We start from the raw sequence: 12761 nt of genomic DNA on the forward strand, positions 1-12761 counted from the left end.
GTGGGTATTGCTTCAGCGTTGTCTAACATGGGTTATCGAACCTCGCTGCCCTGCTTTGCATGATGAAAGCGTCGCTTCTGGATCAGGAGCGGCAGCACTTCATTAGACGATGCACAAGGAGCAAGTGATGAAACCGATGAAGCCTTTTCTGCTGAGCATCACCCTGGCCCCCGCCCTGGCGTTAGCCGCGGGCAGCGCGCTGGCCGATGACCACGTCGACGAACCCGACCATGCCGGCGTCGATGCCACCTTCCTGGCCGATCAGCCGGGTAGCACCCTGCATGCCAGCGAGCTGACCGACAAGGAGGTGAGGAGCACCGCCGAAGACGAGGAGATCGGCAGTATCGACAACCTGCTGCTGGACGAAGATGGCCAGATCGTGGCCCTGATCGTTGGCGTCGGCGGGTTCCTGGGCATCGGCGAGAAGGATGTCGCTATCGAGTGGGAGAGCGTCGAGCTGACCCAGGAAGACGACGACTACGTGGTGCACGTCAACGCTACCCGCGACGCCCTCGAGGAAGCCGACGAGTACGAGAGCGACTGATTCGCAGCACGCAACGGTATGCACCGCGAATCACGGCAACTTACGGCAAGCGCTCATGCGCTTGCCGTTTGTGTGCTGGGGAGGGTTAGCCGGCCGGCGCTTCAGCCGCCCCCTGCGGCGCGGGGCGTGGATTCAGCTGCTCGAACTGCGCCAGCAGGTCGTGCTCATGACCGTGCGTGGTGATATGAGCCATCAAGGGTTTACGATTACTGCCCATCCACTCGATTTCATTGCGCCCCTCTACCAGCGCGTGGTTGGCTTCGTCCGCGGTGGCCGGGCACACCCCATTGATCTTGAGAATCACCGAGCGCTCGCTGATATGCCCCTTCAACGGGCTGCCCTCCCCGATCCTCAACACCCGCAGGCCACTACACTGCAGCGGCTCCTCGGCGAAATGCGCCTCCCACTCCTCATCGGAGAGCTCATCCTCCAGCCCCAGCTCATCGAGCTGCTGATTGATGTGGGTACACAACAATGCGGCACCAAACAGCGTCACGCTCAACGCTCCCACTCCCAGCGCTGGCAGTCCGCCAAACTGTAATATCATCATCGTGGCAATGGGAGCCGACAGCGCCGCCGCCCCCCACAGCACAATACCTAGCAGCAAGCGTTCCCCATCAATGTTCATGTGCTCCCCCCAAGGTATAGTTATTATCACCTTGAGTTGTAGCGCATCTCGCCGCCAAGCAGTGTCAAGAGATGTACGCTGACGTTTCCCGACAGTGGCATATTGCTGCCAAACGGTACTTACAGCGGAGCATTCACCAGATCAGCCCGTCATGGCATGACCAAGCCGCGGCGTCTGGGTAGCTTCACGGACCTTGAACCGCCCCACCAGCGACGTCATCTCATCAGACTGATCGTCCAGCGACTTGCTGGCCGCAGCGGCCTGTTCTACCAGTGCGGCATTCTGCTGTGTGACCTCCTCGAGCTGAGACATTGCCTGATTGATCTGCTCGATACCCGCCGACTGCTCGATGGCGGCCGCCGCGATATCGCTGACGTAATGGCTCATGCGTGACATGCCTTCGACCACCACCTTCAACTGCTGGCTGGAGGTATCTACCAGTTGCTCGCCCTCATTTATCTTCTCGACACTGATGGCAACCAGTCGTCGAATCTCATTGGCCTCTGAGGCGCAGCGTTGGGCCAGCTTTCGCACCTCTGCGGCGACTACCGCGAACCCCCTACCGTGCTCCCCAGCACGGGCCGCTTCCACCGAGGCGTTGAGCGCCAGCAGATTCGTCTGGAAGGCAATCTCGTCAATCGCCGTGACAATACTGGTGACCTTATGATTCGACGCCTTGATCGCCTCCATGGCACTACTGGCGTCTCCAGTCGTGTGCCCCGCCTGGCGTGTTTGAGCGTCAAGCTCACCGGCCAACTGCCGCCCCTGCTCAGCGTTGTCAGCGGTCTGCCTCACCGTCGCGGTGACCTGCTCCAAGCTGGTAGCAGTCTCCACCAGCGAGCTCGACTGCTCCTCGGTGCGCTGGGCCAGGTCCTGATTGCCCTGAGCGATCTCACCGCTGGCGCTACTGATCGACTCGGCGTTGCGCTTGATCGACAGCACCATCTGCTCGGTGCTGTCGCTCGCCGTGTTGTAAGCAAGGTTGAGCTGCGACAGCTCATCACTGCCCAGCACCTCAAGACGTTGTGTCAGGTCACCCTTGCTGCTGGCAATCCGATGCAGGGTACGCTTGAGCGGCGCGACGATGCTACGAGTGATCCACCATGCCAACATCAGCGCCAGCCCGATTACCAGTCCAGCCACCAGCAAATAGCCGCTCAACGCCTGGTTAGCCGTCTGCCGCAGAGCCTGGCTTTCGGCCAGAAGCCCCGCAGCCACATCATCCTCTACCGATTTCAGCAGCCCTATGCGCTCGGTCTGCAAGCGAAACCAGTCACCGGCATCGACACCAAAACCACCCTGCTCGGCACCTGCGATGGCGCGCTCACGCAGCGTCAGCGCATCGCGTACCACGTCACTGTCGAGATAGCCGGCATAACCATCGCGCTGATCAGCAGTAGAAAACGCATGAAAGCCATCGATATACGCGGCCTCGGCACCGGTCAGTCCCAGCAGACGCTGCAGAAGCTCGCCATCGAAGGCATCGGCGGCAAACACGCTCGCCAGCACTGCACGCTCGACGCCCACCAGATCCTTGGCTTTCAGTAAGTTGTAGTAACCGGCTATCTGCTCCACCACACGCCCCTGGTCGGTAAGCTGCGTCAGCACCGGCACGATATCGATCAGCCGGTTGTTGAGCGTGGTGTAAGCATCGATAGCCGCCTCGGCGCCAAACGTACCGCCATCGACCCGCTGGCGTAGTTCAGCGATGGCGCCAAGCTCGGCGAGGGTCGCGTCGAGCTCTTCGTTGACCTCGGGTGCCAGGGCATCCCTCGGAAGGCCAGCCACCTCATGGGCAAATGCCTCCTGCGCCTCATCCACGCGCTGGCGCTGGGTGTTCAGCTCTGTGGAAAACTCACGTCCGTCACTGTTCAAAAAGCCTGCCGATAGCCCCCGCTCAGCCTGCAGGGCATGCACTAGATTGCCAGCATCGCTGGCCACCTCGGTAAGAAACGCCACCTGGTGCATACTGCGACTCAGTTGCCAGCGCTCCCATGCCCCCGATCCGGCAAAGTAGAAGACTGCCAGTAGCGGCAGCAGCAGTACCAACATGAATTTCATGCCCATCGGCACTCGGTGCAACAGCTTCATAGATCAAACTCCCTGCAAAGTCACTATGACGAATCGACATAGTGTGTGGCGTTTTTTTGGTTGTGGCTTGCCTACTCCAGCTCTATCGGCTTCAGCTGATACAACTTAAGTATTATGAACAATTGCCTCGCGACGTATTGGTCTGGCTCAACCAATGGCTTAAAACAGAACGAACGAATGTTTTATCACCAAAGATTAAAGACTTGCGCCAAGGAGTCGATAGATCAGTTACAGGGCATTTCCCCCATGTACCGCTTACGACGGAAAGAGAAATCCGGGCAACCGACATCGCCACGGCTACCCAGTAGCGCGTCAATGGCCACCAACGATTGACGACCAACTGGCGGTAAATATGTGTTACACCTGTGAATGTCCCAGCCTTTGGGCGACGACCACATGGATGCCGAGGCAGTAACCATGCAGACCCCGCAACTACACGACAATGAAGCACAGCGTCTGCACAGACTGTGGCGATATACGCTGCATGACCATCGCCGTGACGCCGAGCTCGATCTCATCACCCAGCTGGCCGCCGAACTGCTTGAAACCCCGATGGCGATCCTGTCGCTGGTGGACGAGAGCTGTCAGTGGTTCAAGAGCTCGACGGGCATCCCCTTCGACCAAACGCCTCGCGATATCTCGTTCTGCGCCCACACCATCTTGAACGACCATCCGATGGAGGTGCTCGACACCCGCCTCGATCCGCGCTTTGCCGAAAACCCTCAAGTCATTGAGGCGCCTTTCGTGCGCTACTACCTGGGCGCCCCGCTGATCACCCGCGACGGCTACGCCATCGGCTCGCTGTGCGTGCTCGACACCCAGCCGCGCCGCGCCAGCCCGCTGCAGCGCCACCTGCTGCTGCTGTTAGCCCAGCAAGCGGTTCACTTCTTCGAACAGCGGCTGGATAAGCGACTCCTAGACGCCGCGGATCATGCCGGCATCGGCGTCTGGGAGCTCGATGTCAGTTCCGGCCTTGCCTTCTGGAGCACAGCGGTTTTCCAGCAACTCGGCATCAAAGGCGACGAGCCTACGCCACCCGAGGCCGCCATCTCGCGCTACCACCCAGACGACCAGCAGATACTACGCCAGGGCCTCAACGATGCCATCGAACAGCAACAGGGTTTCGAGGTGGCGCTGAGACTGGCCTCAACCGGGGGTGGCCACGACTGGGTGCAGCTCACCGGCCAGCCGCTGGTGGTCGATGGCAAGACCGTGCAGGTACTCGGCACCTTGCACAACGCCAACCAGCTCAAGCGCATCGAGCAGCGCCTGCAGCACCAACACCAGCTCGACAGCGTTATCGTCAAGGCCCAGTCGCACTTCATCGCCAGCGACGACGGCCATCAGGCCTTTGAGCCACTGCTCAAGGCAGTGATTGCCCTGACCGATAGTGAGTTCGGCTTCATCGGTGAAATTTTCTACGATGGCGAGGATCAGCCCTACCTAAAGGAGCACGCGATCACCGATATCGCCTGGGACAAGGCCTCCCGGGCAATGCTCGAGGCGGCCCCGGATGGCCTCGAGTTCCACAATCTCGACACCCTGTTCGGCCACGCGCTGCGCACCCAGCAAACCGTGATCAGCAATGATCCTGCCAACGACCCGCGCAAGGGTGGACTGCCACCGGGGCACCCGACACTGGCCAGCTTCCTGGGGGTGCCGATCAGTATCAACGGCCGCATGGTCGCCATGCTGGGGCTGGCCAACCGCCCCGGCGGTTTTGACGATGCTCTGGTGGATTTCCTGTCGCCGCTGCTCAGCACTACCGCACAGCTGGTCGATACGCTGCGAGTGAGGCGTGAACATCAGCGTGGCCAGCAGAGCATCACGCGGCTGTCGCAGGTCGCCCAGCGCACCAGCAACAGCGTCTTTATCTGCGATGCCAATGACCGCATCGAGTGGGTCAACGAAGGCTTCGAGCGTTTGACCGGCTACACGCGCGATGAAGCACTCGGCAAGCGCCCCGGCGAGCTGCTCCGCGGCCCCGCCACCGACCCTATCGCCAACGCCCGCATCGAGGCGGCGCTGGCGCGCGGCGAAGGCTTCGAGGAGGAGGTGATTCACTATCGCCGCGACGGCACCTCCTACTGGGTGCATATCCGCTGTGACGCACTCTACGACGAGCAGGGCCAACTGACGGGTTTCATCGATATCCAGTCGGACATCAGCGAGCGCAAGACCTTCGAGGAGCGCCTCAAGCTCGCCGCGAGGGTTTATGACAACACCCAGGAAGGCATTCTGATCACCGATACCGAGTACGTCGTGGTCGACGTCAACCCGGCCTGCTGTGCGATCACCGGCTACACCCGCGAGGAGTTGATCAACATTGATGCCACTCAGCTGGGCTCGGTGCTGCCTGGATTGGCCGACGCTCCCACCGTGATCAACCAGTTGGAGAAGGGCAAGGACTGGCACGGCGAATTTGCCGGCCGACGCAAGAACGGCGAAACCTTTCCCGCCATGCTGTCGGTCTCGGTGGTCTTCGACGACCAGGGCCAGATCATCAATCACGTCGCGGTATTCTCCGACCTGACCCGCAGCAAACGCCACAGCGAAGAGCTTTACCGCGCTGCCAACTTCGACACCCTCACCGGCCTGGCCAATCGCGATCACCTCACCCAACAGCTGCAGGATCTCCTCGACTATGCCGAGGGCTTCGACCAGTCGCTGACCGTCTGCATGCTCGACCTCGACCACTTCGGCAGTATCAACCAGAGTCACGGGCATCAGGTCGCCGACCAGCTGCTGGTGATGTTGGCCCAGCGTTTCAAGGGGGTGCTCAAGGACCACGGCAAGCTGGCCCGCGTAGGTGGTGACGAATTCGCGCTGATCTTCCCCGAGGAGGGACCGGGACCGGGTCTGGAGACTTTCGATCACCTGCGCAACGCCCTTGCCAAGCCGCTGATCATCGACGGCGAAACACTCAGCATTACCGCCAGCATTGGTATCGCCACCTATCCCCAGGACGATAGCGACGCCGATATGCTGCTGCGTCACGCCACTCAGGCGATGTACCAGGCCAAGGAGCGCGGCGGTGACTGCTACCAGCTGTTCGACGCTAGCCAGGACCTGCGCATCCGCCGCCAACGCGAGCAGCTTGCAAGACTGACTCAGGCGCTTGCCAGGCATGAGTTCGAGCTGTTCTACCAGCCACAAGTCGACATGAGCACCCATCGCCTGGTCGGCGTGGAAGCGTTGATCCGTTGGCGACATCCCCAGCGCGGCCTGCTGGCGCCCGGCGAGTTCCTGTCGTTGCTGGCCGGCACCGAGCTCGAGCAGGCCATTGATGAGTGGGTACTGGAAGCCGCGCTGCGGCAGTCAGATGCCTGGCGTCACACCGGCCTGGTGCTGCCGATCAGCGTGAACCTGAGCCCGCAGTCATTGGTCCGACTCGAGTTCCTCGATGTGCTTGCCAACCTCATGCGGCAACACCCGCAAATTGGCCCCGGCGATATCAAGATCGAAGTACTGGAATCTGCCGCACTGGACGACATCGACGCGGCAATGCAGGTCATGGAAGGCTGTCAGGCGCTGGGAATCGAGCTGGCACTGGACGATTTTGGCACCGGCTACTCGTCCCTCTCCTACCTGCGCAATCTGCCGGTCGACCTGATCAAGATCGACCTCAGCTTCGTTTCACGCATGCTCGATAACGACGAGGACCACGCTATCGTCGAGAGCGTCATCTTCCTGGCGCGCAAGTTTAAACGCCCGGTCCTCGCCGAAGGCGTGGAGAGCATGGCTCACGCCCGAGCGCTGGAGGCGCTGGGCTGCCACCTGATGCAGGGCTACGGTATCGCCAGGCCAATGCCCGCCGACGAGATCTCCGCATGGCAACAAGCGTGGCACGCCGCCGAAATCACCTCCTGAGCCCACTGCTGGCGGAGGCTGGTCCCGGGACTGAGATAGCCATTGCGCCAGCCTGAGAGGATCAGGCCGCCCGCTCCTCGGCTCCCTCGCGATCAAGCATCGACAACGTATAGACACGCTGGTCAGCCACCGCCTTGGCATAGATGGCATGTACGTCGAGATAGTCGGCTTGATGCGTCTCGTCCATCCCCGATGCCTCGAGGCGCACCATCAGCGCACGAGCGTCGCGGATCAGGCTATCGAACTCCTCAATGACCTGCTGGTAGTCGGTTGGAATCACGGTAATCTCTCAGGGTGGTGGAATAGTGCTATCCCCAGTGTATATCCGTCAAATCGTGCCCGATACACTGAAAAGCGCAGGGGAAGGGGCGTTTACGGCGAGGATGAGACAGGCCAGTCAGCGCGTCTGGAGCGCCTGAGTCTGCTCATATAGCGCCCTGGCACTCTCCAGCGCCACTCGCTCATGCTCATCGAGCTTTAGCATCTGGCCGGGCGAGAGGTCGTCGGCCTCGCTCACCTCGTCAAGCAGATGAGCATGGCGCTTCAGCAAATGCTTCAGATTCATGCGGATCATGGTCAGGTTGAGCTGGAACTCCTGCCGCTGACGCTCCCGGCGTAAGCGCTCTTCCCCGGGCGGGGCCTGATCGATCATCACCACCAGGGTGTCGTTGACGAAGCTCTCCGTGGCTTTCAACTTGGGGATGAGATCGTGCAATAGATCCCGCGCGGATATGCCTCCGGCGGTCATGGACATGAGAGCATCTCCACATGGTGGCGACCACGCCTCTCACCAACGCCGATCTCGATCATTGCCGCATGGGGGCAACCGAGCCTCGTCTGACAGTGCTGAAGTTTGCGCCTCTCACGGTGGCGAGCGCTCTGGGCATCGCTCTTCAGCACTTCGATCACCGCCAGGGTTTCTCCATCGGCACGGCGATGGATCAGCAGGTCGGGAAAGATGGTCGGCGCCTCGGTGGTGGCGCTGGTGGTGGAGACCACGACATGGCCTCTACGCTGCAGCGGCCCGCGCCAGCAATTGAACTCACAGTCGACATCCCAGTCGGGAAACAGCTCCTGCAGATATCCCCCGAGGCGGGCAGTAATAGTACGCTCATTGGCCTGCGCCTCAAGCAACCCCGCATCGCGTTCCTGCAAACGCCTCAATGCCTGCTCCAGACCACCAATGACGTCCACCTCAAGGGCGGTGGGAAAGGTCTCGAAATGCGTCAACGTCTGTTCTCCCTGCATGAAATATCGGTATTGTTGTTATTCACAGCATTGCTATATCAGAATATCGGCAAGCTATCACCAAACTTGAGACCGCTATATCACGACAATGCCCGGGTCACATGGCCCGGGCATATCGTCCTGCGAATGGCTTACTCAGAAGGTGTAAGAGACCCCGACCACCGCCACCGGGTAGAACGGCAGCTTGTCGGCCTCATCTTTCAGACGCTGCTCTTCGCGACGCAGGTCGCGACGGAAATCACCATCCTCCGCCTCGAAGTTTTCAGAGGTACTGAGCGACACGTCGATACTGGTCGCCATCACCCCGAGTTCGGAGAAAATCCCGAAGCCCTGGCGATGCGATGAGCGCCAGCCCAGCCCGGCATAGGGCTGTACGCCGTCGGCAATGGTCAATGTGCCGTGCACGCTGCCGATATCGCTCGCAGCGTAGGTTACGCCGTCGAACTCGAAGCTATCATTGTGCTTGGAACGCCCGCGAACGTTGGCTTCCATGTCCGGCAGCATGGCGCCAGCAGTCAGGTAAAAGCGGCCGGCAAACGGATAGTAGTCGAACTTGATGGCGCCGGCAGAAATATCCAGATCGCCGTCGTAATCTACATCGTCGGTATCGAAGTCGCCGCTCCAGCTCAACCCGCCGGCGTATTGAGCGGTAACGCCCATGCGTTCATGAAAACGCCACGAGACCTCTGCCCCCACCCCGGTCGTCCCGGCCAGCACGCCTACGCTGACACGATCTTCAAACGCCTGAGCGCCACTGGTGCCAGCAGCCAGCAACAGAGCCGTAACACCGGCAGTCATTATCTTTTTCATGGGTATCCCTTGCATATTGATGTCATGCAGCCCTCCCAAGGCTGCAAAGGGATTATCGGCACTTGGCCATCATTCTTTAAGGATTATTGAAGTTAATCAGTAAGATATCATCGCCCCAGAAGCGTAAGGATAGTATTCGGCAGCTGATTGGCCTGAGCCAGAATCGCCGCGCTGGCCTGCTGGAGAATCTGCGCCCGCACCATCCGCGACACCTCTACAGCATAGTCGGCGTCCATGATCCGCGACCGCGAGGCGGCCAGATTGGTTTGCGTGGTGGCCAGGTTATCGATCACTCCTTCGAGCCGGTTGTGCGTCGCGCCAAGATAGCTGCGCTGGCGGTCAACGCGCCGCAGCGCCTCGTCGAGTTGGGCCAGGCGCCCTTCGTCTTCCCCCTCAACGCTGAAATCTTCGAGGCCCAGCCCGCTAAGGTCGAGCGCCGGTAGCTCAATATCGATCACCTGGCCATCATTGGCGCCGACCTGAATCGAAAGCGAGCGCGTCTGCCCCAGCGGTTTGACGCCGTTGAAATCGGTCTGGCCGGTGAGCCGGTTGATCTCTTCCAGCCGCTGATCGACTTCGTTCTGAATCGAGGCCCGATCACGTGCACTGAGCGTGCCGTTGGCCGCCTGAACCGAGAGTTCGCGGATACGCTGCAGGTTATCGTTGACCTGATTCAGCGCACCCTCGGCGGTCTGCACCAGGGAGATACCGTCATTGGCGTTACGCTGCGCCTGGGCCAGCCCGCGGATCTGCGCGGTCATGCGGTTGGCGATCGCCTGACCGGCGGCATCGTCCTTGGCACTATTGATCCGCAGCCCGGAAGACAGCCGCTGCATCGCCGTCTGCAGCTCAGACTGGCTAGCGTGGAGATGCTGGCGCGCCAGCATCGACATGATAGAGGTATTGAGCACCAGCACCGTAGCATGCCCTCAAGCGCGCGCCGGATGGCGCGCAGGGATAGATAAACAGGTTATCGGCAGGCGGCAGGGAAACTTGAGGGCGATGACATATCAAAGCGTTCTCCGAACGGTTCAGCGTCAGCCCAGCACTGGTTTTCAAGGCGTCACGCTAAATCACTCAGCTCCACGCCCAATACGCCGGCGATTCGCTTCAACACAGCCAGCGAGCCGCTCTTCTTGCCAGCTTCGATCTCCGACAGGTAGCCCTGACTGATCCCCGCCCGCTCAGCAAGCTCGCCTGCACGCAGCCCCCGATGCTCACGGAACACCTTTACCGGTGCCCCACCATTGAGCAACGCCTCGACGACACTGGATGGAAATGTCTCCTCACCCGCCTCGATACGGGCACGAACCTCATGCGCCGCCTGGATATCGTGATGGTCTTCCGCCTGTTCGAGCAGCCTGGCATAGTCCTGTTCACTCAGCACCACCAGTCGCTCGCCGGCAGGGGTTTGGATGAACTGTGGTGTACCCATGATCCGTTTCCTCGTGATTCGTCACCGATAGACATCGCCGCGGGCGCCAATTTTGAGTACCAACAGCACCGTACCCCGGTCGTCCATGATCACCCGCCACTCCCCAACCCGCAGGCGGATATACTCGCTCCCCACCAGCGCCTTGACGTTGTTGCGCTGGGCCACCGGATCTTCGGCATAGATCGCGATCTTACGCTGGATGCGCTGCGCGTCTGGCGGACTCCACGCCACTGCCTAGCATACTCTGGCCAGCGCTTGTATGATATTCAGGTAACACCCATGGTAACGAGGCAACCCAAATGACAAACAAGCTTGATGCAGAACAGCGCTTTGCTAAGAATACGGCACGTTATACGCGCCGCGCCTATAACGCATCACTGAGCAGCGGCCAAACGGTAATAGAAGTCGTCGATGGCAACCTCGTCGAAACCTACCCCAATGGCACCCGCCATATTTTGAAAAAAGCTCCACCCAAGCACAAGGTATCGGCAGGCATGAAACTGAAGGTAACCTGATGGACAGTACACCTCGTTTGCGAATGTTTGCTGGGCCAAATGGTTCAGGAAAAAGCACTATCAAGGATGTCATCCCCACTCAGATGAAAGGGGTTTATATCAACCCTAATGACATTGAAAGCGATGCTAAAGAAGCAGGCGCCATATATTTTTAAGATTATTCAGTCGAGCTATCCGAGGATGAAATTGAGCAATATTTTTATGAGTTGCCCTTAACAAAAAATGCATTCCTGACGCAGCAGCTAAAAGAAATAAAATTTGAAGAAAACCGTATAACTTTTCCTTCCTTCTCGCCGCCAAATTCCTATATTGCTTCTATTGCCTCATCTCTTATTCGAGAAAAACTCATTGATTCAAAAACAAGCTTTACATTTGAAACAGTAATGTCATCAGATGACAAGATTAGAGCACTAGAAAGAGCACAGGATGTAGGATTTAAAAACTACCTATACTACATTGCTACTGACGATCCTGACATAAATATTCAGCGTGTTCAGAATCGCGTAAGAGCAGGCGGCCACTCTGTGCCAGAAGAAAAAATTCGTCAGCGCTACTATCGCTCGCTCAACCTATTGCTGGATGCTATTAGGTTTTCTGATCGTGCATTTATATTCGACAACTCAGGCAATGAGAACATATGGCTAGCAGAAGTAACACCGACAGGCAATATCGACATAAAAGTAGATGAAGTGCCCGATTGGTTCTACAACAGCATATTTCTCAAAATATAATACATCCAAGCAAGTAACCACCTCCCCCATCGTAAATCAGAGTAATCGTGTAATGTAGCCACAACTCGTCACTCACGGCCTCTTATAGAGGAAAGTGCCACAGTGACGACATTCAAACATCGCTTTACCTCGTTCATTCAATCGATGCTGCCAAATCACTCCCGAATTGCACTCACAACAGCGCAGACCTCTCGACGTTTGACAGTGCGGATATTCCTTACGGTACTCCTCAAGGGTGGGCAATTCACGCCACAGCAGCCAACGGCTATACAGCGACTCTATCAGGTGATAGACCAAGAAACAGACGATGGCAATGGGAAATAGAACTATAAAAAAAGATAATAAGCCATCCATGAATGTCACCTTCAGCGACCAGTATTTAATCAAACTGGGCATGACAATGGTTAATCAGTAACGTCCGTGAAGTTTCTCCGGAAGCCGGCAATAAAAAGAAGCTATCTCAGCATCGCCATGGTATTCGCCCGCTGTTGCTTCACAGCATCGTCTAGAATACTCAGCAGCGCATTGTAGTCCCCTGGCATCTGCGTATCCATGCCAGTCGCTTCAAATCGATCAATCATAAGTTGTGTTTCCTTGATCATCCCCTGAAGCTGCTCGACCACCCGCTTATAGTCGTCAGGAGTCATGACCCACCTGAAATATTGTAGTTCCTTTCCCTTAGCACACTTCGTGCAACACTTTTCCTTGTGCTTGAACCACCCAGCTCATTCCATAATCCCATGTCTTGCTCCTTGCAAGAAAGACTCTCAGCCTTCAACAAGGCTGCAGACTGCCCTATAGCTATCGATCTGGACACGTCCGCTTATCGTGTTGATAACTGCCACAAACACTGCATCGCCTAGCATCGGGGCATGTCTGAATATTATGA

At 58.3% G+C, this 12761-nt stretch carries 15 protein-coding genes; 5 read left to right on the forward strand and 10 right to left on the reverse strand.

Annotated features, from left to right (window positions below; genetic code table 11):
* The first annotated feature begins 127 nt into the window (after window positions 1-127).
* Window positions 128-544 (forward strand): PRC-barrel domain-containing protein, encoded by a 417-nt coding sequence (locus tag IEI94_RS09780; RefSeq protein ID WP_191167123.1) that lies wholly within the window; start codon window positions 128-130, stop codon window positions 542-544.
* Between the two features lie 85 nt (window positions 545-629).
* Here the strand turns inward: IEI94_RS09780 and IEI94_RS09785 are convergent, their stop codons facing one another.
* Together IEI94_RS09785 and IEI94_RS09790 are read right to left on the reverse strand one after the other, a co-directional pair.
* Window positions 630-1172: a hypothetical protein gene (locus tag IEI94_RS09785; protein WP_191167124.1), complete on the reverse strand. Its 543-nt coding sequence runs from the start codon at window positions 1170-1172 to the stop codon at window positions 630-632.
* Window positions 1173-1313: 141 nt separating this feature from the next.
* Window positions 1314-3263 carry a methyl-accepting chemotaxis protein gene (locus tag IEI94_RS09790; protein ID WP_191167125.1) on the reverse strand — a complete coding sequence of 650 codons (1950 nt, stop codon included), beginning with the start codon at window positions 3261-3263 and terminating at the stop codon, window positions 1314-1316.
* Between the two features lie 369 nt (window positions 3264-3632).
* On the opposite strand from IEI94_RS09790, the gene IEI94_RS09795 reads away from it, so the two are divergent.
* The gene (locus IEI94_RS09795; RefSeq protein ID WP_191167126.1) at window positions 3633-7133 is read left to right on the forward strand and encodes an EAL domain-containing protein; all 3501 of its coding nucleotides are present in this window, start codon (window positions 3633-3635) and stop codon (window positions 7131-7133) included.
* Window positions 7134-7194: 61 nt separating this feature from the next.
* Here the strand turns inward: IEI94_RS09795 and IEI94_RS09800 are convergent, their stop codons facing one another.
* The 7 genes from IEI94_RS09800 to IEI94_RS09830 form a co-directional block, all read right to left on the reverse strand.
* Window positions 7195-7413 (reverse strand): hypothetical protein, encoded by a 219-nt coding sequence (locus tag IEI94_RS09800; RefSeq protein ID WP_191167127.1) that lies wholly within the window; start codon window positions 7411-7413, stop codon window positions 7195-7197.
* Window positions 7414-7530: 117 nt separating this feature from the next.
* Window positions 7531-7887, reverse strand: coding sequence for a hypothetical protein (locus tag IEI94_RS09805; protein ID WP_191167128.1), 357 nt, complete (start codon window positions 7885-7887; stop codon window positions 7531-7533).
* Entirely contained in the window at window positions 7878-8381 is a 504-nt protein-coding gene (locus IEI94_RS09810) for a hypothetical protein (RefSeq protein WP_191167129.1), read from the reverse strand. The genes IEI94_RS09805 and IEI94_RS09810 overlap by 10 nt, the downstream gene beginning before the upstream one ends.
* 135 nt (window positions 8382-8516) lie before the next feature.
* Window positions 8517-9191 carry a hypothetical protein gene (locus IEI94_RS09815; RefSeq protein WP_224750049.1) on the reverse strand — a complete coding sequence of 225 codons (675 nt, stop codon included), beginning with the start codon at window positions 9189-9191 and terminating at the stop codon, window positions 8517-8519.
* A gap of 107 nt (window positions 9192-9298) precedes the next feature.
* Window positions 9299-10108: a flagellin gene (locus IEI94_RS09820; protein ID WP_318153386.1), complete on the reverse strand. Its 810-nt coding sequence runs from the start codon at window positions 10106-10108 to the stop codon at window positions 9299-9301.
* 146 nt (window positions 10109-10254) lie between these two features.
* Window positions 10255-10626 carry a helix-turn-helix domain-containing protein gene (locus IEI94_RS09825; RefSeq protein ID WP_191167130.1) on the reverse strand — a complete coding sequence of 124 codons (372 nt, stop codon included), beginning with the start codon at window positions 10624-10626 and terminating at the stop codon, window positions 10255-10257.
* A gap of 21 nt (window positions 10627-10647) precedes the next feature.
* A complete protein-coding gene (locus tag IEI94_RS09830) occupies window positions 10648-10857 on the reverse strand; it encodes a type II toxin-antitoxin system RelE family toxin (RefSeq protein WP_191167131.1) in 210 nt (69 codons plus the stop codon).
* A 68-nt stretch (window positions 10858-10925) separates the two neighbouring features.
* Between IEI94_RS09830 and IEI94_RS09835 the strand changes: the two genes are divergently transcribed.
* The 3 genes from IEI94_RS09835 to IEI94_RS09840 are packed head-to-tail and all read left to right on the forward strand — an operon-like array spanning window position 10926 to window position 11872.
* Window positions 10926-11141, forward strand: a complete 216-nt coding sequence (locus tag IEI94_RS09835; RefSeq protein WP_191167132.1) for a hypothetical protein — start codon at window positions 10926-10928, stop codon at window positions 11139-11141.
* Window positions 11141-11296, forward strand: a complete 156-nt coding sequence (locus tag IEI94_RS22600; RefSeq protein WP_224750050.1) for a hypothetical protein — start codon at window positions 11141-11143, stop codon at window positions 11294-11296. Before IEI94_RS09835 ends, IEI94_RS22600 begins: the two co-directional genes overlap by 1 nt.
* A 51-nt stretch (window positions 11297-11347) precedes the next feature.
* Window positions 11348-11872: a zeta toxin family protein gene (locus IEI94_RS09840; RefSeq protein ID WP_224750051.1), complete on the forward strand. Its 525-nt coding sequence runs from the start codon at window positions 11348-11350 to the stop codon at window positions 11870-11872.
* A 455-nt stretch (window positions 11873-12327) separates the two neighbouring features.
* Here IEI94_RS09840 and IEI94_RS09845 read toward each other — a convergent pair whose 3' ends face one another.
* A complete protein-coding gene (locus tag IEI94_RS09845; RefSeq protein ID WP_191167133.1) occupies window positions 12328-12519 on the reverse strand; it encodes a hypothetical protein in 192 nt (63 codons plus the stop codon).
* Between the last annotated feature and the right edge of the window lie 242 nt (window positions 12520-12761).

The sequence above is a fragment of the Halomonas sp. ML-15 genome, from assembly GCF_014779595.1.
Classification (GTDB): domain Bacteria; phylum Pseudomonadota; class Gammaproteobacteria; order Pseudomonadales; family Halomonadaceae; genus Franzmannia.

What these genes read in the sequence shown, in the direction of transcription:
- IEI94_RS09780 (WP_191167123.1), top strand. Translation starts at nt 128, where the DNA reads ATGAAACCGATGAAGCCTTTTCTGCTGAGCATCACCCTGGCCCCCGCC.
- IEI94_RS09785 (WP_191167124.1), bottom strand. Translation starts at nt 1,172, where the DNA reads ATGAACATTGATGGGGAACGCTTGCTGCTAGGTATTGTGCTGTGGGGG.
- IEI94_RS09790 (WP_191167125.1), bottom strand. Translation starts at nt 3,263, where the DNA reads ATGAAGCTGTTGCACCGAGTGCCGATGGGCATGAAATTCATGTTGGTA.
- IEI94_RS09795 (WP_191167126.1), top strand. Translation starts at nt 3,633, where the DNA reads ATGTCCCAGCCTTTGGGCGACGACCACATGGATGCCGAGGCAGTAACC.
- IEI94_RS09805 (WP_191167128.1), bottom strand. Translation starts at nt 7,887, where the DNA reads ATGTCCATGACCGCCGGAGGCATATCCGCGCGGGATCTATTGCACGAT.
- IEI94_RS09810 (WP_191167129.1), bottom strand. Translation starts at nt 8,381, where the DNA reads ATGCAGGGAGAACAGACGTTGACGCATTTCGAGACCTTTCCCACCGCC.
- IEI94_RS09815 (WP_224750049.1), bottom strand. Translation starts at nt 9,191, where the DNA reads ATGAAAAAGATAATGACTGCCGGTGTTACGGCTCTGTTGCTGGCTGCT.
- IEI94_RS09825 (WP_191167130.1), bottom strand. Translation starts at nt 10,626, where the DNA reads ATGGGTACACCACAGTTCATCCAAACCCCTGCCGGCGAGCGACTGGTG.
- IEI94_RS09835 (WP_191167132.1), top strand. Translation starts at nt 10,926, where the DNA reads ATGACAAACAAGCTTGATGCAGAACAGCGCTTTGCTAAGAATACGGCA.
- IEI94_RS22600 (WP_224750050.1), top strand. Translation starts at nt 11,141, where the DNA reads ATGGACAGTACACCTCGTTTGCGAATGTTTGCTGGGCCAAATGGTTCA.
- IEI94_RS09845 (WP_191167133.1), bottom strand. Translation starts at nt 12,519, where the DNA reads ATGACTCCTGACGACTATAAGCGGGTGGTCGAGCAGCTTCAGGGGATG.